The sequence below is a fragment of the Mycobacterium sp. URHB0044 genome (genome assembly GCF_000620625.1).
GTDB lineage: Bacteria > Actinomycetota > Actinomycetes > Mycobacteriales > Mycobacteriaceae > Mycobacterium.
In genome coordinates this window covers 59467-79966 of sequence record NZ_JIAW01000005.1, presented here as the reverse complement: position 1 = coordinate 79966, position 20500 = coordinate 59467, and the positions used below count along the sequence as shown (strand labels likewise).

Here is a 20500-nt window from a genome sequence, read left to right as displayed (position 1 = left end):
GGCAATCTCTTTCAGAGAAGTCGGCGTCAAGTGGCCGAACGGGCGTACCCGTCGAGGAGCTCCGCCAGCTCCTTCGGGCGGCTCAACGCAACGCAATGGCCGGCGACGATCTCATCTGGCGTGACGTTCAGCCGCTCGGCGACCAGCCGCCTCATCAAGGCGGGCGGGAAGAAGCGGTCCTCGGTGCACAGCACGAACTTCGTTGGCACAGAGGGCCAGGCGTCCAGGGGCCAAGGTGCACTCTGGGACGCGGCCGACGGATGCGAGCGTTCCCGTGTGATCGCCTCGTCGGCCAGACGTCGCGGCACGTCGTGATAGAAGCCGACGTAGGGGTCGTCGTTGCCAGTCAAGCCGCCGTCGCGCGCGGCCTGCTCCCGCACCGCATCCGAGTAGCCCGTGCTCTGCCACCAGTCGCCGGGAGACTCGCCCGGTGCGGGGATCATTCCGGCGACGAGTACCAACGCATCGGCCTGCAGCCGGTCGGCCACCAGGGGTGCGGTGAATGCACCGAACGACTGACCCACCACGACCACGTTTTGGCGATGGACGACGGCGTCGATCACCGTTTCGGCGTAGTCGTCCAGTCCCAGCGAGTCGTCGTCTGCGGGAAGGTCGGGCGCCACCGCATGGTGCCCTCGTGCGCGCAGCTCGGCCTCGACCAGGTGCCAGTACCAGCCGGCGTCGCCGGCGCCGTGAATCAACGCGAAGCTGCTCACGACGCTCGCGGGCTAGCTCGAGGCGTTGAGAATCTTGATCGCGAAGATGAGGCTGTCGCCCGGCTGGATTCCAGCGCTGGGCTGGCCTTCGGGGTAACCGTCGGCGGGCACCATCGCGACGGCGACCGTGGATCCGACCTTCTGTCCGGCGATCGCCTTCTGGAAGCCGGGCACGACGCCGTCGAGTGGGAATTCGACCGGGGCGCCCTGCTGGTAGCTGCTGTCGAACACCGACCCGTCACGTCCGTTGACGCCCATGTAGCAGACCGACACCGTCGCGGTGGGTGCGACGACCGGTCCGTCGCCGGCCTTCAGCGTGTGCACCTGAGTCTCGGTGACGCTGAATGGCGCACCGACCTTGACGTTGGGCGCCGCCGTGTCCGTCGATCCGGTGACCGCCACGTTGCCGGTGGCGCCGGACAGCGTCCACTCCGGAGCGCCGCCGTCCTGCGGAGCCGCAGTTGGGCAGCTCGCCGCCGCAGGCGCGGTCTCCGTCACGGACGACGTGACCGGTTCGGCGACCGACGGCGCGCTCGGCGACGAGCTCGACGACGTGGTGCTTGCCGATGACGCTCCGGTATCAGAGCCGCAGGCGGCGAGCGTGATGACGAGCGACACGGCGGAGGCCGCGAGCGCGACGGAGGTAGCCACACGGGAGGAGTTCACGGGCGTCACGCTACAGACGCGGCATCGGGCTGCTGCCCGCCGGTCAGCCTGCAGTCGATCCGACGTGCAGGGTGGGCCGGTAGACGAGCTCTTGGATGTGGCCGTCGAGCGTCCGGCTCTCGATCAGCTCGAGGTCGAAGTCCGCTGCACCCTGGAAGATCGGATCATCACCGGTCTGACCGGTGATGACGGGGAAGAGCGTGACCTGGACGCGGTCGACCAGGCCGGCTGCCATCAGCGCGCGGTTCATCGACAAGCTGCCGTGCGAGCGCAACGGCACGTCGGACTCCTCCTTGAGCCTGGTGACGACGTCGACGGCGTCGCCGCTCACGACGGTTGCGTCCGGCCAGTCGAGCGGCCCAGCCAAGGTCGTCGACACCACCGTCGCCGGCAGGCTCCTCATCCGGGTGACCCATGGGTCGTGCACGGTCTCCTCGGTACCCGAGGCCAGAATCTGTGTGAACACGCGATAGGTGTTGGCCCCGAAGATCATTCGCTGCTCCGCCTCGTACGAGGCGAGGCGGTGGTCGAGCAGCTCGGGGCCCTGCTTGCCCCAATAGCCGCCCCAGTCACCACCGCTGACGCCGCCGAAGCCGTCGAGGCTGGAAAAGACGTCGAACGTGTAGGTAGCGGTCACGGTGCTCTCCTCGAGTGCGGTTGATCGGGTCTGTGGATACAGACGGGAGATCACTGCGAAAATCATCGCCGTCTGCCCAATCACCTCTTCGGTATTCCCTGTCCTGACGCTCGTCGCGGGATTGGCAGGGGATTACCAGAGCGCATTCAGCGCCGATTCAGTTCGGCAAGAGACTCTCAGGATGCGCGCATCCCATGTACAGCGGGCACACACGAAAGTTGAGCAGATTCATGCAGAAGTCGACAACGACGCGAGCAGTCGTCCTCGCCGGGGCGGCCCTTGTCGCCGCGGGAGCCTTCACCACGGCGCTCGCCGCAGAAACGACAGGCACCGCGCCGACCACGCACGTCAACGCATCCACGATGTCAGTCGGCGCGTCCGCCACCACAACGACGCCGGTGCCGACAGCGATTCCGATACCGATGGCTCAGCCGGCACTCAAGGCAACCGTGCCGTGCGGGTTCAAATCTAGCTGCTGAGCATGGTGAACCGCGCTGTCGACCGGAGCGAGCTACCCCCGGTCGACAGCGAGTCCCTCGGCGAGATGCCTTTCGTCCGATCGAGCGGTCAGTAATCCCAGTTGGTCGGTACGAAGCGAAATGCGTTGCCCGCGACTGCCACGTGGCAGAGGGACGGGAACGGTAGGTGAGTGGCCACCAGTTGCTCGCCGCTCGCCGCCAGTTCACGGAGCAGACCGACCCGGACCCGAGCTGCTTCCTCGGGGTCGTGTTCGAATCCGTTCTGCCACTCGGGGTTTTCGAACCCGGGCTGGAACACTGCGTCACCGGCGAACGTCAGCGCCTCACCGCGAGACTCCACGCGGACGATGCTGTGGCCGGGGGTGTGGCCGCCGGTTCGGCGGAGCAACACGCCGGGCGCCACTTCGTACTCGGTCTCGAAGGGCTGCAGCTGGTTGCGATAGACCTCCAGGAACTGCGCAGCGGTCCTGCGGAGCACCTCCGGGATCGGTTCCGGCATGACGGTGCGGGAGAAATCGGGAGCCTCCCAGAATTCGGCCTCGGCCGCCGCAAGGTGGACCCGCAGGTCCGGGCGCAGCTGATTCCTCAGCCCGTCGACCAGCAGCCCGCCGACGTGGTCCATGTGCAAGTGGGTGAGCACCACGTCGGTCACGGATGCGGGATCGACTCCGGCGGCGACCAGTCGCATGGCCAGCTGCCCGGCGCGCGGGAAGTCCGGGAACTCCGTTCCCAGCCCCGAGTCGATGAGGATGGTCTTGCCGCCGCTGCGCACGACGGCCACGTTCAGCGGCCAGTCGAGGACCTCGGGCGGCAGGTACATGTCCTTGAGCCAAGCCGACAGATCGGCAGGAGGGGCGTTCGTGGCCATCGTCACGGCAGTGATCGGCAGTACCCCGTCACTGATCACCAGCACCTCGATGTCACCGACCCGCTGCGCATAGCGCGACGGAACCAACTCGTCTCGCACCGACGTACCGAGGTGTGACGTGGTGTCCAAGCTCATGTTCTCTTCTCCTGAGGGCTGTGCCGATGACATCGCCGATATGGCGTGTCGTCCCCGTAAACGCCATCGGACGGCGGGATTTATCCAGCCATCGAGCCGGGTTCGTTGCGAAGTCGTGTTCGTCGCGCACGGCGGTGCGTAGAGCCTGGCGAGCGATGTCACGATTCGTACGCTTGATCGACGTACCGGTGGGGTGAGCGGAACTCGGCAGTCCAGACCTCGAGGCCTGAGCCCTCTGCGTGTTCCCACTCCAATATATGGCATGGACGGGGGCTTGCGGCAAGGCCCCTAGTGTGGTGCACGATGTTGCCGTCAAGTCCTACAACACAATTCGAGCAATCCGGACGTGTCATCTCACCAACACGATGATGGCTGGCCGCGATTCAATATCCGAACTCGATGGAGGTCGATGTGACGAGCACACCGCAACGCTTTGAAGTGCACGAATCCGGCGCGCTGCTGCACGGCACCAAAGCCGATCTGTCCATCGGCGATCTGCTTGTGCCCGGTCGCCCGTCGAACTACGAGGAGGGGCGCGTCGCGAACCACGTCTACGTGACGCGAACACTGGATGCCGCAGTGTGGGGAGCCGAGCTGGCTACGGGCGAGGGCCCCGGCCGTATCTACATCGTGGAGCCGCAAGGCGAACTGGAGGACGACCCCAACGTCACGGACAAGAAGTTTCCCGGGAACCCAACCCACTCCTACCGCACCCGGGAGCCTGTGAAGATCATCGGTGAGCTCACCGAATGGTCGGGGCATTCACCCGAGCAACTGCAAGCCATGCGGGAAGGCTTGGCCGATCTCCAGCGCCGCGGGCTCGCCGTCATCTACGACTAAGTCGAGCACATGCAGATGGGTGAGACGATGCACGCGCGGCCTGGTGAAAGTCGTTGGCACCGTTGATGGCCGACCCTTCCGCGGTTCGTTCATGGCTCTCGGCGACGGCACCCACGAGCTGGCCTCGTTCACCAGGGAGCCGTCGACTCAGCGACGACGCTGACGCGGGGCGATCGCTTCCTTCGCCCCCGAGTCCGACCTCGGCGTTGGCCGGGTGGCCTTCGGGCTCGTCGAGGTAGCTGGATCCAACGCTCCGACCAACTTCAACGCCCTCTCGACGTTGACGCCGCCGGCGCCCGCGCTGCCATCACCGTCCACCGATTCGTCGACGGCGACGAGCCCTAGGTGTCGGGCTGGCGGCGCCGAACGTACCTGGGGTGGGGAAGGGAGGAACGGCATCCCGTCCAGCCCCAGATGACGTAGCGTGCGGTCGCCAACGGCCCGTGCTTCTCCTGCCAAGCGGCCCAGCACCGAAGCAGTCCCCATCACCACTCCGACGGTGCGCCGACGAATCGCCATCAGCGGTGAGTTCATCGGTTCCTCCTCCAACCGCCAGGTAGTACCCGTTTACCGACAGTTCACGCGTCCACCTGTGCCGAGAGGTCCGTCCCCGTCCCGAGGACTGCAACAATTGGCCCGTGCCCGTTGACCTGACGATACGACTGCATTCGGCGACCTCCGAAGATGCGGCCGTCATCGTTGAGATGGCACGCCACGCCTGCGTCATCGAAGATTGCCCTCTTTCATGTTCGGAACCCTGCGCAGAACCTTTACCAGCGCAAGGGCTTTCGACTGGTCGGCGACGGACATGGCCCGCTCCGCTTGCGATGCTGAAGGACTTGCGATGACCTCGTCTCTCAGCCGTCTGCGCGGGGCCGATGAGTTTCCCACCGCGCAGCGGTCTGCCTAGTCAGACGCAACAGACCTGATTCCGAACGGAGCTTGCCATGACCCGAACCAACCTCTCGATGTCCATCTCGGCCGACGGCTATGTCGCGGGGCCCGATCAGAGCATGGACAACCCGATCGGCGTTGGCGGGATGGCTCTCCACGAATGGCACATCGGCCCCGCCCGGGATCACCCGGTCAACCGGCAGGTGGTCTCGGACATGTTGGAGGGCATGGGCGCGACGATCATGGGCCGCAACATGTTCGGGCCCGTTCGGGGCGAATGGGCAGGCTCGGACTGGACCGGATGGTGGGGTGACAACCCGCCGTATCATTGCCCGGTCTTCGTCCTCACTCATCACGAACACGATCCAATCGAGATGGAGGGTGGCACCACCTTCCACTTCGTCACCGACGGAATCGAGTCCGCGTACACCCAGGCGAAGGCGGCTGCCGGCGACGGCGACATATCCATCGCTGGGGGAGCCTCTTGCGCCCGGCAAGCAATCCAGGCCGGGGTCGTCGACGAAATCGACCTGCAAGTGAGCCCCGTGATCCTCGGCGCGGGCGAGCGCCTCTTCGACGGCTTTTCGGCAGGCACCCCCAGGCTTGAGTTGGTTCGCGTGCTCGAAGCCCCGGGCGTCGCCCATCTGCGTTACCGCGTCATCCGGTGAACCCACCTGGAACGCGCTGACAATCGGCGATGCCGTCGCGAAAACGCCTGCGAATAGTCGACAAGGCCCAGGGGGAAGTGCGTCTTCCGGCGAGCCACCACATCAGATACAGTGGCATGCATACAGTATTCTGACCTGTCAGCCATCGAGGAGTTGCCCCACATTGTCCACTCTGCTGCTGCACCACTCCTGTTTCGCGCTGCATGCGACGGAGCCAGGTCACCCAGAGCGGCCGGACCGGTATCGCGCCGTCGAGGCGACGCTGGGGCACGAACAGTTCGACGCACTGGTGCGGGAGGAAGCACAGCTCGCCGAACTCGACGCGACGCGACTCGTCCACTCCAATCGCTACGTGGACGAGTTGGAAGCGGCTCGACCGGCCGAAGGCTATGTCTACCTCGACGGCGGTGACACGATGATGGAGCCGTCGACGTGGGAGGTCGTGCTGCGTGGCGTCGGCGCCACGCTGCAGGCCGTCGACAAGGTGCTCACCGGTGCAGCGCAGAACGCATTCGTCGCATGCCGGCCGCCCGGCCACCATGCGGAAACCGAACGCGCAATGGGCTTTTGCCTGTTCAACAACATCAGCATCGGTGCGCGCCACGCACAGCAGAATCACGGTCTGGAACGCGTGGCGATCGTCGACTTCGACGTCCACCACGGCAACGGCACACAGGAAATCTTCTACTCGGACCCGAGCGTGCTGTACGCCTCGACGCATCAGATGCCGTTGTTCCCCGGGACCGGCGCAACCAACGAATCCGGCGTCGGCAACATCTTCAACTCGCCCCTGTCCGCCGGAGACGGCGGCGCCGAGATGCGTGAAGCGTTCCAAGACCGAATCCTGCCCGCGCTCGACGCATTTCATCCCGAACTCATCATCGTGTCGGCCGGCTTCGATGCGCACGAACGCGATCCGCTGGGGTCGCTACAGATGACTGCCGACGACTTCGGGTGGGTCACGCGGGAGCTCATGAATTCCGCGGAGAAACACTGCGACGGCCGACTGACGGCAGTCCTCGAAGGCGGGTACGACCTGCAGGGTCTCGCTGAGTCGGTCAGCGCGCACGTCGGCGAACTGATGAAGGGCTGATCCCGGCAACGCAGCCGGTTTGACGCTCTCTGCGATATCCTTCAGTCGAGGCACTGCCTCCTGACGGGTTTGGACTACGGCGTTGACGCCTGGTCTCCGCGTCACGCTCCGTGCGCCATCTACGCGCGCGGCGGGCGAATCACAGTTTCTCCTTCACCGGCCGACCACTGACGCCGGATGCTGTCATCCCCGTTCCCCCGGGATTGATCACCTCAACCACAGAAGAGAATGGAGTGAAACCCCATGAGTATCAAACGAATCACCGACGGCACCGAACGATCCATCATCGAGAACATGCTCGACGGCAACCGCGAAGCGCTGATCGAGACCGCACGCGGGCTGTCCGAAGCCGACGCCCGCCGGCGGCTGGTTGCATCACTGACGACGCCGATCTCCTTGATCAAGCATGCCGCTGCCGCGGAAAGGATTTGGTTCCAACGCTTCTGGGCGGGACTCGACGAATCCGAATGCGATGGATACGCGCGCCGCGACTTGGGCACCTTCGCCGTCGCCGACGACGAGTCGGTGGAAGACGTCATCGCCGAGTTCGAACGCGCCAGCCAACGATCCCGTGAGATCGCGTCCCGCTTCGAGCTCGACGACACCATCGACGTTCCAGGACGGGGATGCGTCAGCATGCGCTGGACGCTGCTCTTCATGGCGCAAGAGTTCGCCAGACACGCCGGTCACGGAGACATCCTCCGTGAACAGATCGACAAGCCGCCTCCGCAAGAGTCGAACTCCTGAAACGTCGCCTCCGCCACCGCGTATCCTGGTCTTCTGCTCGAGCGGCGACGTTGTCAGGAGGCGTGAAAGTGGCGCAGTGGACGCATTTTTCAGTTGCCATCGAAGACGAGCGTCTCTGGCGGGTCACGTTCGACAACCCGCCGATCAATCTGGTGACCCCTGAGATGCTGGTCGAATTGCCCGAGCTGATCGACCAGATGAAATCCGCACCCGAGCTGCGGGTGGTGGTGTTCGAGTCCGCCAACCCGGACTACTTCTTGAATCACTACGACACCTCGCGTGTCGCGGAAACGCCGAAGGACTCGGGGGAGACCGGCTACCCGCTGGTCATCGACACCAGCACCCGCCTCTCACGGTTGCCGGTGGTGTCGATCGCCAAGATCCGGGGGCGGGTGCGCGGGATCGGCAACGAGTTCACCCTGGCGATGGACATGCGGTTCGCCAGCGAGCGTGCGCTCTTCTGCCAGCCCGAAACCGCCAGCGGAAACCTGCCCGGCGGAGGCGGTCTGGAACACCTTCCCCGCCTATTGGGTCGGGCCAGGGCATTGGAAGTTGCACTGTCCAGCGACGATTACTCGGCCGACCTGGCCGAGCGTTACGGCTGGGTCAACCGAACAGTCGACGATAAGCACCTCGATGCGCTGGTAGACACATTGGCCCGCCGGGTCGCCTCCTACGACAAGGAGTCCATCGAAGCGGTCAAACAACAGATCAACAGGTACACGTTGCCGTCGCCGGAGGACATGATGTCGTCCCTCGACATCTACCTCGCCTCGTTCGCGTGGCCAGGCTCGAAACGCCGCCTCGCTGCCGCGCTCGCGGCCGGGCGCAATCAGGCTGGTGATTACGAGATGCGCCTTGGCTACCACTTGGGCCGCCCGTTGGCGGCACCGGATTGAACGCGTCAACGATGGCCGCCGGCACTGAATCCGCTGGGGGACAGCTTATTCGCTCGCATGTCTTGCACGGGCAGTTCGCGGTGTGACGATGCCGAACGGTCCGGCGAGCCCAGGGATTCAGCAGGCAGTTGCTGCGGTTGACTGGACGGCCTACGCGATGGCCCCCTCCGCTCAGTGGTACCGACCCGATACCGTGCCCGCGGCGTTCGAGCTCCTATTGGCGGTTTCGGATGAGGACGAGGGACGGGCGGCTTACAACGCGATGCTGTTCGCCGTCGGCAACAACCACGCCGGGCTCCTGTACCCAGCCGCGGTGCCGGCTGCGCCGCTTCTGGCCCGCGTTGCCCGTGAACGTGAAAGCTGGATCCGCTGGGCCGCATTGGAAATCCTCATCGAGTTCACTGCCTTCCGGAGCGACCGCGAAGAGTTCGTCGATCCTTCTGGAACCGTCGTCCGACCCAGGTACGCGATCATTGCTCCTATCCGAAACCTGAAGCAGCATCTCCAACTGATGGCCGAACACGAAGGCAGCGGAGCGCCTACCGCCCAATCAGCTCGCGAGTTGCTCGACCGTCTGCTCGACGCGGAAAAGGGTTGGACGGGATCCGGTTCGGATTGATAGCGTGCGCGAGACCGTGACATCCCGCGAGGAGGTGAGACCCATGAACGTTGTAACCAAGTGGGCGCTCCCACTCGTGTTCACGGTCGCGCGGTAGACGTAGGTGTCGCCAGGAGCGCCTCAACACGGCACTCCCGAAAGGCAACACCATGCAATTCACTTCTGAGACATCGACGAACGGTGTCATCGAACGCAATTTCACTCTGGACGAGATCACTGGCGTGCTCTGGTCGCCCGCAACCGCGACCGCCGGCTCACCCCTGCTGCTGGCGGGACACACCGGTGGCATGCACAAGAAGGCGCCAGGGCTGGTCGCCAGTGCACTGCACTGCACGACTCTTGGGTTCACCGTCGCCGCGATCGACGCGCCCGGCCACGGTGACCGGCCTCGAAATCTTCAAGATCAACGGTGGGCCGAAGCGATCCATCGGGCCCTGGCGGCGGGCCAGCCGATCGCCCCGATCGTCATCGACTTCAACATGTCGCTGGCCCAGCGTGCGGTGCCCGAATGGCAGGCGACCCTGGACGCCCTGCAGGCGCTGCCCGAGATCGGCATGGACGCGCCAATCGGCTACGGCGGCGTGTCGTTGGGTGTCGTAACGGGGCTGTTGTTGACGGCGGTCGACTCCCGGATCGCTGCTGCGAGCTTCGGTGGGGTCTTCGTGGACGACGCACTGATCGAGGCGGCACGACAGGTCACGATTCCGGTCGAGTACCAAATTCCATGGGACGACGAGGAATTCGACCGCATGTCCGCGGTCGCGTTGTTCGACGCCTTCGCCTCGAAGGAGAAGACGCTGCACGCCTACTCGGGCAGGCATCACCCGGTGCCCGACTATGAGCGTGACAGCTCGGCTCGGTTCTTCGCCCGCCACCTTGGTCGGGCAGCCGACACGGTTTCGGTCTGACGTGAACGGGTGTCTGCGTCCGGCCTCACGCTGGACGCAGACACCGCCGTCGACGTAAGCCGCATGGTTAACCAATTACTTGACTTTCTCATGGCGGAGCGGAATAGTTAAGCATGTGCCTAACCATTCCGACACCGACCGGATCGGCCGTGTGTTCCAGGCGCTCGCCGACCCGACCCGGCGGGCGATCGTGGAGCGATTGATGCGCGGACCAGCTGCGGTGAAGGCGTTGGCCGAGCCGCTGACGATGTCATTGCCTGCGGTGATGCAGCACCTCCAGGTGTTGGAGGCCGCTGGCGTGATCGTCACTGAGAAGACCGGCCGGGTGCGCAGCTGTCGGATCGAACCGAAGGCATTGCGCGAAGCGGAGCAGTGGCTCGGTAGCCAGCGCACGGAGTGGGAACGGCGGCTTGATCAACTCGACGACTATCTGAAGGGAGAATGATCATGGAGGTAACGCACTCGACGTTCACGCTGGAGCGTCGCTATCCGGCCGCGGTCGAGCGGGTCTTCCAGGCGTGGGCAACGCCAGAGGCCCGGAGACGGTGGATGGCTCAAGGAGCCGAGCATTCGCAGGACTTCGTGGTCGGCGGTCTTGAGACGGTCAAGGGACTCGACGGAGAGGGTCGCACTCTGACCTATGAGGCGCGCTACGCCGAAATCGTGCCCAATGAACGCATTCTCACGACCTCGACGCTGCACACCGAGGATCGCCTGTCGACGGTCTCGGTCACCAGTGTCGAGTTCCGGTCAGAGGACGCCAACACGTGGCTGGTGCTGACCGAGCACGGGATCTACCTCCCCGGCCAGGAGCGGCCCGAATGGCGAGAACACGGAACTGCGGAGCAACTTGATGCCCTGGCTGCCGAGTTCGCCGCAGCCACTGATGGAAGGAACAACTGATCATGGTGCATGTCGACTTCGTGCTGGCCGTCGTCGCGGTGAGCGACATCGAAGCGGGACGGGCCTGGTACACAAAGCTGTTCGGCCGCGGGCCCGACAACAACCCGATGCCGAATTTGGTCGAATGGCAGGTCACCGACGGCGGCTGGCTGCAGGTGACCGAGGACCCCGTTCGCGCGGGCAATGGGATGCTCAACTTGGCCGTGTCCGACATCGATGAGGGCGCTCGCGAACTTCGCGAGAAGGGTCTTGGCGCAGGGGAAATCATCGACGCCAACAAGGGTGTCCGACTATGTCCCCTCACCGATCCCGACGACAACGTCATCCATCTGGTCGGCAACTTCCGGGTGAAGTATTGACCAACGGGCGAGCCCTCAAGCTCCAAGACTTCGAGGCCCTAGCGCTTGGTGGCCGTCAGCACTTCCAGGGTGACGGGCTCGGTGGACCGTCCTCGTGGGTCGATCGCGAGCAATGCGTCGGTGATCGCCTCCTCGAACGCGCCAGTACTCGTTCACGATCCATCCAGTGAAACGAGCGGCCCATGGTGACGAGCCGGAAGCGTCCGAGTTCGACTGAGAGATCTGCCGAGCTGCCGTGCGTCCATGTCACGTTCGTGACGCCGCGCGCCTGGGCCTGGCCTGCGGCTTCGACGAGCATTCCCGGCTCTGGGTCAATCCCGACGGCGTCCGCGACGTGCTGGGCGAGGGGGAGTGTGAGTTGTCCTGTGCCACAGCCCAGGTCGAGCAGACGCCCCGTGCCGTCGAGACGGAACTGCCGGACGAGGTCGTCGACGAACGCCTGCGGATAGCCTGGCCGATAGCGTGCGTAGTGCCAGGCAGTTCCCGCGAATAGGTCACCGGCTGAACTGCCAACGGAATCGGCCATGCTCACCAGTGTGGACCACGGGAATGCCGCGAGTGCGCAGAGATGAAGGTCTCGGGCCTAACCCGCGGCGCCCTGAACGAGGGCTGCCAGCCCAGCAATCACCGCCTTCTCCAGTGCTTGCAAGTCGGCCGTGCTGGCCTGTTTCGCGGTGATGCGTTCGATCCGCCGAAGTTCGATCAGCGGCCCGATGACAAGAGCCGATACGAGGTGCGCGGGGGCGGCGGGGGCGAGGTGCTGCGTGTCGAGCCAGACACGAAGCCCGATGCCGAAGTCCTTGGCGCCCTGGCCCAGTCGACCACGCTGCCCTTCCGACTCGATGAGCTGCGCCAAGGCGGGGTGCGCGCGCGACCAGTGCATGTCATGCTCGGCCGCGCCTGCATAGCCGCGTGCGTCCAAAGCGTGCAGGAATTGCGCAGCCCAGTCCTTGACCGCCTCGTCGGCAACGAGCGCGCGGAGCGATTCCAACGAGCCGACGTGGTGGTAGACGCTGCCGTTGGATATACCGGATTCTCGAACCAACGCCCGGATTGTCAACGCATCGCAGCCTTCACGGTCCACGAGCTGCAGCGCGGTTTGCAGAATGGCGTCTGCCGCCGGATGGACACCCATACCTGCTAGGGTAACCGCAATTCTAGAGCAACGCTCTAATTTTACCGAGGAGGATGGCCGAGTGGTTGCAAGCACCGAAATGACGGAGATGCCTTGGATCACGTGGCTAGATCTCGACACCGAGTTCGACGACGACGGGTCGGTGCGGGTGATTCTGCGTCGACCCAAGGCCGAGCATCTAAACCACAACCGGCACGTAAACGCGCCCATCATCTATGCCGTCGCGGAGGTCGCCGGCGCTGGCGCGGTAGTCATTGCGGCTGGCCCGGCGGGCAGCGGGGCTTATACGGTGATCAAGAGCGCGGCCATTGACTACCAACGCCCTGCACGCCACGGCATCACAGCGACAAGCAAGCTCCAGGACGACGTAGCGCAACACCTCCGCCGTGAGCTTGACGCCGGCCGCGGATGCGATACACCCGTCGACGTAACGATTTTCGACGAAGAGGGAACAGCCACCGGCTCCTGTCACTTCATCGTCAGCCAGCGGCCCCGTCGCGGTACACCGGGACCCGCCGACGGGGAGTCCTCAGCCGATCACCCGGTGGCCGGCCTGCCGCAGTAACTCAGCAGCCTCCTCCACCCGATTAGCGGGAATCAGCACGATGTCGCCGTCGAAGCTGGCCGCGACCCAGACGGGCACATTGCCTGCGGCGAGGGGCGCCACGATCGCAGCCAACATGCCGGTCGCGTCCGGCGGGTGCGCCTCGTCGCCATTCCATAGCGCGACCCACGCGTCGTCGGCATGATCCTGGCGTCGCATGCAAGCGCCGCCGTCGGGGCCGTGCACCACCGCGAGCACCTCGGCATCGCCTGCAACCTCGACGTCCGGTACCAGACGCTGCAGTACGTATCGACCCTCCAGCAACCGCAACGTCTGATGATCAGCGACCGACATCACCGCATCGTCGCACATCGATCGCCTCTGGTGTTCCGCGATGTGAGCACCGGTGTGCGTACACCGACGCCTACGCGAAACTCGTTGTACCAGTGATGCCGAGGTGATGACAGTGATAGCCGGCGCCTCTTCTTGAGCACAATGCGCTCAGACCTACCGGTCGCACCGGATGGCGTCGAGAACTGGATCTCTGTACAGGGATTCGACGATTTCGGGTGAGCCGCTGACCCAACGCCTTCCGCCAGTCACCGAGCCAGGTCGCGGCTGATGAATCACGAACGCTCGTCGTCGGCGGGGGAGTCGTCGTCTTTGGCCAGGTGTTGCAGGACTCGTTCGTTGAGCTCGGCGAGCACGTCGAGCTCGGCGGGGGTGAACAGGTCGATGAAGTTCCGGCGGACGTCCTCCACGTGCCCGGGCGCCGCCTTCTCGATGGCGGCGCGGCCGGCCGGCAGCAGGCAGACCATGGTGCTGCGGGCATCGGCGGGGTTGCGCTCGCGGCTGATCAGCCCGTCCTTTTCCATGCGCCGCACCTGATGGGAGAGACGGCTCTTCTCCCAGCTGAGCGCGTTGCACAGCTCGCGGGCGGACATGCGATCCCCTTCCAGAGCCGAGAGCACTGCGAGGACCTCGTAGTCGGCCCCCGACAGACCAGATTCCTGCAGGCGTCGGCTGAGGTGTAGTTCGAGCTGATAGTGGGCGAAGACGAAGGCACCCCACGCGCGCTCTTCGCGACGGTTCAGCCACTTCGGTGCCATCGGCCACGCCCTCCTAGTTTTGTTGACAACTCTACCAAATATGGCATGGTGGAGGAGTCAACCTTTTCGACCACCAGTCTAGAAGACGGGAGGCACCTGATTAGCGAGTACGGGGACGCACTTCGCGGCAAGGTCGTCGTCGACATCACCAACCCCATCACCCCCGATTTCACGGGGTTTCTCACCCCCAAGGGCAGTTCCGGCGCTCAGGAGATTGCGAAGGCCGCCCCCTGCGGGCGCGCACGTCGTCAAGGCGTTCAACACCCTGCCCGCCGACGTTCTGGCGGCCGGTTCACCCGACGGTCGCCCGTTGGACGTGTTCATTGCCGGCGACGAACCGCAGGCGAAGGCACGCGTGTCGGCGTTCATCGAGAGCCTGGGAATGCGCCCGCTGGACACCGGGCAGCTTCCAATGGCGTCGGCTCTGGAGAACGCCACCCTGCTGCATCTCGGCCTCGTGGCCCACTCCATCAAGCACACCAACTTCGCCATCGGAGTCAGCATTTTCAGCTGATAGCACCCAGCCACACAAACCATCAAAAGGAGAGCAACATGCGCGTTTTCATCACTGGCGGGTCCGGCCATTCCGGTTCGCACATCATCCCCGAGCTGATCGCCGCCGGGCACGACGTCACCGGTCTGGCCCGGTCTGACGCATCCGCAGAGGCCCTGTCCGCGCTCGGCGCGACCGTGCGTCGCGGTGAACTCCACGATCTCGAGGGGCTCAAGGAGGCGGCCGCGGACTCCGATGGCGTCATCCACGTCGCGCACAGGCAAGACCTACTTCCGACGGGCGGGATGGACGCCGTGGCCGCCGCGGAACTCCCAATCATGCTCGCCTACGGCGAGGCACTGGAAGGGACCGGAAAGCCGCTCGTCGCAGCGGGCAGCATCGGCTCGCCCGGCAGCCTGGGCCGACCGGCCACCGAAGAGGATCCAGCCCTTCCCAGCGGGGAGGAGCACAAAGGTACCCTGCGGGCTCGAAACGTCGTCGAACGGGCTGTAATTGGCCTCGCCGAGCGGGGTGTGCGGTCCTCGATCGTGCGGCTTCCGCTCATCGCGCACGACACAACCGATAACACTGGCTTCCTGCCGGGGTTGATCGCGCTCGCAAAGGAGAAGGGCGTCGTCGGCTACCCCGGAGACGGGGCCAATCTTTGGTGCGCCGTACACATCCGCGATGTCGCCTCCCTGTTCCGCCTGGCGTTGGAGAAGGGGGCTGCCGGTAAATACTGGCACGCGGTTCAGGATGAGGGCATCCCGTTCCGGGAGATCGCCGAGGCGATCGGGAGCCGTTTGGATCTGCCCGCCGTGAGCATTCCCATGGATGTCCTGATGCTGCCGGGATACTTCGGCCAGTTCATGAATTTGGCCACGGGATCCTTCCCGGCGACCAGCCTGATCACGCGCCAGACCCTTGGCTGGGAACCCATGCAGCCCGGCCTGTTCGCCGATCTGGACAACGGTCACTACTTCGCCGGCCAGCTGACGGCCTAGCGCACAAACCAATTCGCACATTACGAGGAGTAACCATGACCGCATTCGCCCCGCATCGCGACACCTTGGAGTCCTTCGTCGACTGCATCAACGGCGGTGTCGACAAAGACGTCCTCACGAGCCTGCTTGCCGAGGACGTGTCGTTGTACGGTCCGTTCGGCGATGAGCCAGTCACTGGCCGCGAGGCCGCCGTGGAAACCATCAAGAGGGTCAACAAGCTGTCGTCCGACGACACCTACTTCGAGGTTCTCAGTGGCGAGACTCACCACGCCGCACACTTCCGGCTGCAAGTCGGAGACGCGGCGGTCAACGGCATCTTCTTCGTCCTGCTCGACGCAGACGGCAGGATCGCCGAGGTAAGCATCTTCTACCGCACGCTACCGGCTGGCGTAGCGCTCCAGCGCAACCTAGCCGACGCAATTGGCATGCCGCCCTGGGAATTACGCACGAACGACGAGTGACGACGAAGGCCGTGCCTTCGCCGGTCGTCGAAGGGCCGCCTCCACACCTCCCGATTGATTGACGCGCCAACCAATGCAGTTATGGTGGAGGAGTCAACCTTTTACGCAAACGAGAAGATAGGACATTTCATGAGCAGCATCAGCATCATCGGCACCGGCAACATGGCCCGCGCCATCGGCTCACTGGCAGTAGCAGCCGGTAACGCCGTCGAGGTCATCGGTCGCAATCAGTCCAAGGCCGCCGACCTTGCCAAGGATCTCGGAGGGGCCACGACGGGGGAGTTCGGCGCCGTTCCGGCCGGGGACATCGTGATCGTGGCCTTGGGATACGCCAATGTGGTTCCGGTTGTCACCCAGTACGGAGACGCCTTGGCGGGCAAGGTGATCATCGACATCAGCAACCCCTTCAATGCCGAGGCCGACGGCCTGTCCATCCCCGATGACACCTCGATCGCGCAGGATGTTGCCAAGGCTGCCCCGGCCAGCGCCAGTGTGGTGAAGGCGTTCAACACCGTCTTCGGTCATGTCCTGAAGGATGGCCGGACGCTGGATGTGTTCTTCGCCGGCGACGATGCGCAGGCCAAGGCAGGCGTTTCGGACTTCATCGAGAGTCTCGGGCTGCGCGCGCTGGATGTCGGCGGCTTGAACATGGCGCACTGGCTGGAAGGAACGAGCCTCGTGCTGATGGGTATCGCCCGTCAGGGGCTAGAAAACTTCGACGTCGCCCTCGGCGCCACCGAATTTGCCGGCTGAGCCGCTGATCGATCAGTGAACATCTTGGTGTGTCAGAAGTCTCCCCTCCTCGCAGTGCCTTGCGGGGAGGGGAGATTCACTTCCCACGCGCCATGCCCGTCAGGAGAAGTCGGGCGGAACCACACGTAACTTGGCCGCGATCCGGGTGAGCGCTTGCACGTCGGCCGCATTCAGCGGATCCAGCACCAAATCGCGTACCGACCGGAGGTGGATGGGGGCCGCCCGAACTACGAGGCGATAGCCGTCATCGGTCAGATGGGCCAAGGTGTAGCGGCCGTCATCGGGGTCGGGGGAGCGAGTCACCCAGCCGCGCTGCTCGAATCGCTTTACGACGTTGGACAACCGTGAGAGCGAGCCGCTGGCCAGGAAGGCCAGGTCGCTCATCCGGATGCGCCGGCCCGGGGCTTCTGAAATGTGACTGAGTGCGAGGTACTCGAACAACGTCAGATCGACTGCCCTCAGCGGGGATTCGAGCTTCCCGGGTAGCAGCAGCATCAGGGAGACCAACCCCGTCCAAGCCGCCTTCTCTTCGGGAGTCAGCCAGGTTGGCTCGTCCGAGCGTTTCATCGTCGTCACTTTACGCGTGAAGTCAATGGTGTACGGTTAACTTCATGCGTGAAGTGAACACAGCGACACCGATCGAGTTCTTCGCGACCCCCGGGTACGGCGACCGCCAGTTGAGGAACCTCCATTACAACCAAGCGGTGCGGATCGGCGACCGCGTCGAGATATCGGGACAGGGCGGCTGGGACGACGATTTCAACTTCCCCGAATCGCTCGAAGAAGAGATCGTCCGCGCCTTCGACAACGTCGAGCGCACCCTCGCGACCGCCGGCGCGAGCTGGCGTGACGTCGTGCACGTGAACTCGTATCACGTGCCGAGTGCGCCCGATTCGATTGGCGACGCACACAACCACGTCATGGTCGATCAGTTCCGCAGGCGCATGCCCGACCGGGCACCCATCTGGACGCAGACGGGCGTACCCGTGCTCGGCGCCCCGAAGATGCGGGTCGAGATCCGTGTCACCGCCATTGGGTGACACCGGTTCGCACGAAACGCGGGTTCTAACAGGCCCTCGAGCCAACACGATCCACATCGCCGGCGATTATTGGAATCTGCGACATCCCAACGGGTTACGTTGCCCCACTTATCACGTTCCGCACGATTGTCTGGATAAACGGCTCGTCGATCGGTTCGCGTACGAACCAGCGGCGATAGTAGAGCGGTCCGATCAGTGCCGAGATCATGGCCGACTGGTCCGCTGTTGCCGCCAACTCGCCACGACGCACGGCTCGCTCGAGGACTTCCCTGAGCGCTGCCGCGTGTCCGCGCTGGATCTTGCCGTGGATGCGGGCGAACTCAGGATCACGTTCGGCGACGTCGACAATCGAGGGCACGACCGACGACCATCGCGCCGTGCTCAGCAGATGGCCGAGATTCGCAAGAAGCGCCCGGACGTCCGCCTCGAGACGGCCGGTATCCGGCACCTCCTGCTCGGCGCTGATCCGCGACGCAGCGTCGAGAACCAGCGCCTCACGAGATGGCCAGTGGCGGTAGATGGTGGTCTTCGCGACGCCCGACCGGCTGGCCACCTCATCGACGGTGAACCCGCCAACCCCGCTGTCACTGAGCAGGTCGAAAGCGCAGGTAAGCACACGATCTCGGGACCGTCGGACACGGCTATCGACCTCGCCGTCGCCGGGTTCGGCCGCGGGTGTTTCGGAGCGCTCCGCCGACCGAGCGCTACCAGAGGTGCTCTTGGACATGACTGAGTATGTCACTACGCTACGCTACTGTTGCGTAGCGTTTCATTTTACTACCTGGGAAGGCTGACGCCGTGGATCTCGTTTCCATTCGCATGATCACCGATGACCTCGATCGCCTGGTCCCGTTCTATGAGCGGGTTACCGGCATCGCAGCGGTGCGCTATACACCTCAGTTCGCCGAACTGATCCTGCCGTCCTTCACGCTGGCGATCGGCCACACGCAGACGACACAGCTGTTCGGGGAGGACTCCGCTCGTCCTGCCGACAATCACAGCGTCATCATCGAATTCAAGGTCGCCGACGTCGACGGTGAGTACGAGCGGCTCAAGCCGATCGTGAGCGACTGGGTGCAGGAACCCACGACGATGCCGTGGGGCAATCGCTCTATCTTGTTCCGCGATCCCGACGGCAACCTCGTCAACTACTTCACACCGGTCACCGAGGATGCCATCGCGAAGTTCAACGGCTGACCACCAACCGAGCGTCAACCCACCCGACCAGGAAGAGAAGGATGATCGCATTCGACAGCGCAGCGGTGGAGCGTTATGCAGACGAAGACACCGGGGGACCGGTCGTCATGCTCAATCTGCTGCGCTTCCGGCCCGGCGGCGAGGCGAAGTACGGCGAGTACGCCGCGCAGTTCGAGGCCGCAGGCATCAACGCAAAGTATGGACTCGAGGTGCTCTATGCCGGGGTAGGCAGCACCGCGTTGGTCGCCGAAGACGGCCAGGCCTGGGACATGGTCGTCCTGGTGAGATACCCCAGCCGCCAACACTTCATCCAAATGGTCAGGGATCCTAGCTACCACGAGTTCGAACACTTGCGGACCGAGGCGCTCGTCGAGGCGGTTCTGCAAGCCACGACTCCCGTCGGATGACGTCGCGGTTTTAGCGTCGACGAGTACGCCGCCGTTTGCAGTCACCGACACCCAGGTCGCCGACGATCGCTGGCCCGCTGCGTGGCGGGAGTCGGGGAGACGAGCCAGGGATGCCTGGAGCGACGACGCCGTGCTCGAACGACCCATGGCGCTGCCGTGGATCGAAGGCAGCGGCGCCGAGGTGCTGGCGTCGTACTTCTCCGAGCTGACCGTCCACACCTGGGACCTCGCAACCGCGACCGGTCAGCAGCCCGACTGGGACGACACAGTCGTCGCCGCGGCGTTCGACGCGGCACGCCGGATCCTGCCGATGTCTTACAAAACGTCGTACACTGTTGCCATGGCTGACACCATTACCTTCCGGCCAGACGAAGACACAGCGAAAGCGCTGGAGGTCTTGACCAGAGATGGCACGACTGTGTCCGCAGCCGTTCGATCTGCTCTCATCGATGCCGCGCGACGGAAGGCCGACGCGGCGATTCGCGCCGAAGCGGAAAGGCTTGCCGAAGACGAGTCCGATCGCGCTGAGGCCATGCAGGTGCTGCGCGACATGGAGACGCTGCGTGCGTGGTGAGGTCTTTCGGCTGCATGCCGCGCGGGGGAGTCGCGGTCACGAGCAGTCTGGTTCCCGCTACGCCGTCGTCGTCCAGTCAGATCAACTGCCTCTGTCGACCTGGTTGGTTGCGCCCACGTCTACGTCGGCTCGTGCCGCCAGCTTTCGTCCTGAGGTTGAAGTGCGCGGCGTGAACACCAGGGTGCTCGCCGAGCAGGCCGCCGCAGTTGATCCGGGCCGCCTCGGCAAGAGTGTCGGGTTCCTTAGCTTCGACGAGATGCGTCGCGTTGATGCAGCACTCCGCATCGTCCTCGATCTCTGAGCAATGCGCCATCGCTACCGCGCATGAAATCGAAGCAGTTGGGGTGCAGCG

31 protein-coding genes and 1 pseudogene are annotated in these 20500 nt (G+C 64.5%); 21 read left to right on the top strand and 11 right to left on the bottom strand.

Going from position 1 to position 20500, the window contains the following annotated elements:
• Positions 1–26: 26 nt before the first annotated feature.
• The 4 genes from N536_RS0111940 to N536_RS0111920 all read right to left on the bottom strand — a co-directional run bounded on the left by N536_RS0111940 (position 27) and on the right by N536_RS0111920 (position 3501).
• Complete coding sequence (locus N536_RS0111940; RefSeq protein WP_029113811.1) at positions 27–716, bottom strand: alpha/beta fold hydrolase; 690 nt, start codon at positions 714–716, stop codon at positions 27–29.
• A 12-nt stretch (positions 717–728) separates the two neighbouring features.
• Positions 729–1391 (bottom strand): FKBP-type peptidyl-prolyl cis-trans isomerase, encoded by a 663-nt coding sequence (locus N536_RS0111935; RefSeq protein ID WP_029113810.1) that lies wholly within the window; start codon positions 1389–1391, stop codon positions 729–731.
• A 34-nt stretch (positions 1392–1425) separates the two neighbouring features.
• Positions 1426–2019 carry a dihydrofolate reductase family protein gene (locus tag N536_RS0111930; RefSeq protein ID WP_029113809.1) on the bottom strand — a complete coding sequence of 198 codons (594 nt, stop codon included), beginning with the start codon at positions 2017–2019 and terminating at the stop codon, positions 1426–1428.
• 567 nt (positions 2020–2586) lie between these two features.
• Positions 2587–3501, bottom strand: coding sequence for an MBL fold metallo-hydrolase (locus N536_RS0111920; RefSeq protein ID WP_029113807.1), 915 nt, complete (start codon positions 3499–3501; stop codon positions 2587–2589).
• Positions 3502–3900: 399 nt separating this feature from the next.
• Between N536_RS0111920 and arr the strand changes: the two genes are divergently transcribed.
• Together arr and N536_RS43530 are read left to right on the top strand one after the other, a co-directional pair.
• Positions 3901–4341: an NAD(+)--rifampin ADP-ribosyltransferase gene (gene arr / locus N536_RS0111915; RefSeq protein ID WP_064751539.1), complete on the top strand. Its 441-nt coding sequence runs from the start codon at positions 3901–3903 to the stop codon at positions 4339–4341.
• Positions 4342–4372: 31 nt separating this feature from the next.
• A pseudogene (locus N536_RS43530) lies at positions 4373–4462 on the top strand (DUF1905 domain-containing protein); the annotation flags it as partial.
• Positions 4463–4488: 26 nt separating this feature from the next.
• Here N536_RS43530 and N536_RS42160 read toward each other — a convergent pair.
• A complete protein-coding gene (locus N536_RS42160; RefSeq protein ID WP_155948557.1) occupies positions 4489–4875 on the bottom strand; it encodes a hypothetical protein in 387 nt (128 codons plus the stop codon).
• 413 nt (positions 4876–5288) lie between these two features.
• On the opposite strand from N536_RS42160, the gene N536_RS0111910 reads away from it, so the two are divergent.
• The 9 genes from N536_RS0111910 (at position 5289) to N536_RS0111870 (ending at position 11431) form a co-directional block, all read left to right on the top strand.
• The gene (locus tag N536_RS0111910; RefSeq protein WP_029113805.1) at positions 5289–5903 is read left to right on the top strand and encodes a dihydrofolate reductase family protein; all 615 of its coding nucleotides are present in this window, start codon (positions 5289–5291) and stop codon (positions 5901–5903) included.
• Between the two features lie 163 nt (positions 5904–6066).
• Positions 6067–6996, top strand: coding sequence for a histone deacetylase family protein (locus N536_RS0111905; RefSeq protein WP_029113804.1), 930 nt, complete (start codon positions 6067–6069; stop codon positions 6994–6996).
• 243 nt (positions 6997–7239) lie between these two features.
• Entirely contained in the window at positions 7240–7743 is a 504-nt protein-coding gene (locus N536_RS0111900) for a DinB family protein (protein ID WP_029113803.1), read from the top strand.
• A 62-nt stretch (positions 7744–7805) separates the two neighbouring features.
• The gene (locus tag N536_RS0111895) at positions 7806–8642 is read left to right on the top strand and encodes an enoyl-CoA hydratase/isomerase family protein (protein WP_197040123.1); all 837 of its coding nucleotides are present in this window, start codon (positions 7806–7808) and stop codon (positions 8640–8642) included.
• Positions 8643–8730: 88 nt separating this feature from the next.
• Positions 8731–9261, top strand: a complete 531-nt coding sequence (locus tag N536_RS38195; RefSeq protein WP_155948556.1) for a hypothetical protein — start codon at positions 8731–8733, stop codon at positions 9259–9261.
• A gap of 149 nt (positions 9262–9410) precedes the next feature.
• A complete protein-coding gene (locus N536_RS0111885) occupies positions 9411–10169 on the top strand; it encodes an alpha/beta hydrolase (protein ID WP_029113801.1) in 759 nt (252 codons plus the stop codon).
• A gap of 115 nt (positions 10170–10284) precedes the next feature.
• On the top strand, positions 10285–10614 hold the full coding sequence (locus N536_RS0111880; protein ID WP_029113800.1) for a helix-turn-helix transcriptional regulator: 330 nt from the start codon (positions 10285–10287) through the stop codon (positions 10612–10614).
• Positions 10615–10616: 2 nt separating this feature from the next.
• Entirely contained in the window at positions 10617–11072 is a 456-nt protein-coding gene (locus N536_RS0111875) for an SRPBCC family protein (RefSeq protein WP_036436232.1), read from the top strand.
• A 2-nt stretch (positions 11073–11074) separates the two neighbouring features.
• Positions 11075–11431 carry a VOC family protein gene (locus N536_RS0111870; protein WP_197040122.1) on the top strand — a complete coding sequence of 119 codons (357 nt, stop codon included), beginning with the start codon at positions 11075–11077 and terminating at the stop codon, positions 11429–11431.
• Between the two features lie 55 nt (positions 11432–11486).
• Here the strand turns inward: N536_RS0111870 and N536_RS41460 are convergent, their stop codons facing one another.
• Both N536_RS41460 and N536_RS0111860 read right to left on the bottom strand, forming a co-directional pair.
• Positions 11487–11957, bottom strand: a complete 471-nt coding sequence (locus N536_RS41460) for a class I SAM-dependent methyltransferase (RefSeq protein WP_081809171.1) — start codon at positions 11955–11957, stop codon at positions 11487–11489.
• A 57-nt stretch (positions 11958–12014) separates the two neighbouring features.
• Positions 12015–12566, bottom strand: a complete 552-nt coding sequence (locus N536_RS0111860) for a TetR/AcrR family transcriptional regulator (protein ID WP_029113796.1) — start codon at positions 12564–12566, stop codon at positions 12015–12017.
• Between the two features lie 61 nt (positions 12567–12627).
• Here N536_RS0111860 and N536_RS0111855 point away from each other — a divergent pair, with 61 nt between their 5' ends.
• Positions 12628–13131: a YiiD C-terminal domain-containing protein gene (locus N536_RS0111855; RefSeq protein ID WP_197040121.1), complete on the top strand. Its 504-nt coding sequence runs from the start codon at positions 12628–12630 to the stop codon at positions 13129–13131.
• On the opposite strand, the gene N536_RS0111850 is transcribed toward N536_RS0111855, so the two are convergent.
• Both N536_RS0111850 and N536_RS0111845 read right to left on the bottom strand, forming a co-directional pair.
• On the bottom strand, positions 13096–13464 hold the full coding sequence (locus tag N536_RS0111850) for an ACT domain-containing protein (RefSeq protein WP_029113794.1): 369 nt from the start codon (positions 13462–13464) through the stop codon (positions 13096–13098). The genes N536_RS0111855 and N536_RS0111850 overlap by 36 nt on opposite strands.
• 272 nt (positions 13465–13736) lie before the next feature.
• The gene (locus N536_RS0111845; RefSeq protein WP_029113793.1) at positions 13737–14219 is read right to left on the bottom strand and encodes a MarR family winged helix-turn-helix transcriptional regulator; all 483 of its coding nucleotides are present in this window, start codon (positions 14217–14219) and stop codon (positions 13737–13739) included.
• Between the two features lie 214 nt (positions 14220–14433).
• Between N536_RS0111845 and N536_RS38190 the strand changes: the two genes are divergently transcribed.
• From N536_RS38190 to N536_RS0111825, 4 genes are all read left to right on the top strand, one after another.
• Positions 14434–14733 carry a dinucleotide-binding-like protein gene (locus N536_RS38190; RefSeq protein ID WP_197040120.1) on the top strand — a complete coding sequence of 100 codons (300 nt, stop codon included), beginning with the start codon at positions 14434–14436 and terminating at the stop codon, positions 14731–14733.
• 38 nt (positions 14734–14771) lie between these two features.
• A complete protein-coding gene (locus N536_RS0111835) occupies positions 14772–15716 on the top strand; it encodes an SDR family oxidoreductase (RefSeq protein ID WP_029113792.1) in 945 nt (314 codons plus the stop codon).
• A gap of 35 nt (positions 15717–15751) precedes the next feature.
• A complete protein-coding gene (locus N536_RS0111830; protein ID WP_029113791.1) occupies positions 15752–16177 on the top strand; it encodes a nuclear transport factor 2 family protein in 426 nt (141 codons plus the stop codon).
• Between the two features lie 129 nt (positions 16178–16306).
• Complete coding sequence (locus N536_RS0111825; protein WP_029113790.1) at positions 16307–16930, top strand: NADPH-dependent F420 reductase; 624 nt, start codon at positions 16307–16309, stop codon at positions 16928–16930.
• A 99-nt stretch (positions 16931–17029) separates the two neighbouring features.
• Here N536_RS0111825 and N536_RS0111820 read toward each other — a convergent pair whose 3' ends face one another.
• Complete coding sequence (locus tag N536_RS0111820; protein WP_029113789.1) at positions 17030–17497, bottom strand: MarR family winged helix-turn-helix transcriptional regulator; 468 nt, start codon at positions 17495–17497, stop codon at positions 17030–17032.
• Between the two features lie 44 nt (positions 17498–17541).
• Between N536_RS0111820 and N536_RS0111815 the strand changes: the two genes are divergently transcribed.
• Positions 17542–17970 (top strand): RidA family protein, encoded by a 429-nt coding sequence (locus N536_RS0111815; protein WP_029113788.1) that lies wholly within the window; start codon positions 17542–17544, stop codon positions 17968–17970.
• Between the two features lie 94 nt (positions 17971–18064).
• Here N536_RS0111815 and N536_RS0111810 read toward each other — a convergent pair whose 3' ends face one another.
• Positions 18065–18712: a TetR/AcrR family transcriptional regulator gene (locus N536_RS0111810; RefSeq protein ID WP_197040119.1), complete on the bottom strand. Its 648-nt coding sequence runs from the start codon at positions 18710–18712 to the stop codon at positions 18065–18067.
• A gap of 56 nt (positions 18713–18768) precedes the next feature.
• Here N536_RS0111810 and N536_RS0111805 point away from each other — a divergent pair, with 56 nt between their 5' ends.
• The 4 genes from N536_RS0111805 (at position 18769) to N536_RS0111785 (ending at position 20449) form a co-directional block, all read left to right on the top strand.
• On the top strand, positions 18769–19167 hold the full coding sequence (locus N536_RS0111805; RefSeq protein ID WP_029113786.1) for a VOC family protein: 399 nt from the start codon (positions 18769–18771) through the stop codon (positions 19165–19167).
• A 41-nt stretch (positions 19168–19208) separates the two neighbouring features.
• The gene (locus N536_RS0111800; protein ID WP_029113785.1) at positions 19209–19574 is read left to right on the top strand and encodes a DUF1330 domain-containing protein; all 366 of its coding nucleotides are present in this window, start codon (positions 19209–19211) and stop codon (positions 19572–19574) included.
• A 340-nt stretch (positions 19575–19914) separates the two neighbouring features.
• Positions 19915–20148, top strand: a complete 234-nt coding sequence (locus tag N536_RS43525) for a hypothetical protein (RefSeq protein WP_029114147.1) — start codon at positions 19915–19917, stop codon at positions 20146–20148.
• Positions 20138–20449 (top strand): type II toxin-antitoxin system PemK/MazF family toxin, encoded by a 312-nt coding sequence (locus N536_RS0111785; RefSeq protein ID WP_029113784.1) that lies wholly within the window; start codon positions 20138–20140, stop codon positions 20447–20449. The genes N536_RS43525 and N536_RS0111785 overlap by 11 nt, the downstream gene beginning before the upstream one ends.
• The last annotated feature ends 51 nt before the right edge of the window (positions 20450–20500 follow it).

Coding starts and splice junctions, on each gene's coding strand:
- N536_RS0111845 (WP_029113793.1), bottom strand. CDS start 14,219: ATGGCACCGAAGTGGCTGAACCGTCGCGAAGAGCGCGCGTGGGGTGCC.
- N536_RS0111815 (WP_029113788.1), top strand. CDS start 17,542: ATGCGTGAAGTGAACACAGCGACACCGATCGAGTTCTTCGCGACCCCC.
- N536_RS0111875 (WP_036436232.1), top strand. CDS start 10,617: ATGGAGGTAACGCACTCGACGTTCACGCTGGAGCGTCGCTATCCGGCC.
- N536_RS0111860 (WP_029113796.1), bottom strand. CDS start 12,566: ATGGGTGTCCATCCGGCGGCAGACGCCATTCTGCAAACCGCGCTGCAG.
- N536_RS38195 (WP_155948556.1), top strand. CDS start 8,731: ATGCCGAACGGTCCGGCGAGCCCAGGGATTCAGCAGGCAGTTGCTGCG.
- N536_RS43525 (WP_029114147.1), top strand. CDS start 19,915: ATGGCTGACACCATTACCTTCCGGCCAGACGAAGACACAGCGAAAGCG.
- N536_RS0111825 (WP_029113790.1), top strand. CDS start 16,307: ATGAGCAGCATCAGCATCATCGGCACCGGCAACATGGCCCGCGCCATC.
- N536_RS0111900 (WP_029113803.1), top strand. CDS start 7,240: ATGAGTATCAAACGAATCACCGACGGCACCGAACGATCCATCATCGAG.
- N536_RS41460 (WP_081809171.1), bottom strand. CDS start 11,957: ATGGCCGATTCCGTTGGCAGTTCAGCCGGTGACCTATTCGCGGGAACT.
- N536_RS0111830 (WP_029113791.1), top strand. CDS start 15,752: ATGACCGCATTCGCCCCGCATCGCGACACCTTGGAGTCCTTCGTCGAC.
- N536_RS0111885 (WP_029113801.1), top strand. CDS start 9,411: ATGCAATTCACTTCTGAGACATCGACGAACGGTGTCATCGAACGCAAT.
- N536_RS0111800 (WP_029113785.1), top strand. CDS start 19,209: ATGATCGCATTCGACAGCGCAGCGGTGGAGCGTTATGCAGACGAAGAC.
- N536_RS0111910 (WP_029113805.1), top strand. CDS start 5,289: ATGACCCGAACCAACCTCTCGATGTCCATCTCGGCCGACGGCTATGTC.
- N536_RS0111820 (WP_029113789.1), bottom strand. CDS start 17,497: ATGAAACGCTCGGACGAGCCAACCTGGCTGACTCCCGAAGAGAAGGCG.
- N536_RS0111920 (WP_029113807.1), bottom strand. CDS start 3,501: ATGAGCTTGGACACCACGTCACACCTCGGTACGTCGGTGCGAGACGAG.
- N536_RS0111850 (WP_029113794.1), bottom strand. CDS start 13,464: ATGTCGGTCGCTGATCATCAGACGTTGCGGTTGCTGGAGGGTCGATAC.
- N536_RS42160 (WP_155948557.1), bottom strand. CDS start 4,875: ATGAACTCACCGCTGATGGCGATTCGTCGGCGCACCGTCGGAGTGGTG.
- N536_RS0111835 (WP_029113792.1), top strand. CDS start 14,772: ATGCGCGTTTTCATCACTGGCGGGTCCGGCCATTCCGGTTCGCACATC.
- N536_RS0111870 (WP_197040122.1), top strand. CDS start 11,075: ATGGTGCATGTCGACTTCGTGCTGGCCGTCGTCGCGGTGAGCGACATC.
- arr (WP_064751539.1), top strand. CDS start 3,901: ATGGAGGTCGATGTGACGAGCACACCGCAACGCTTTGAAGTGCACGAA.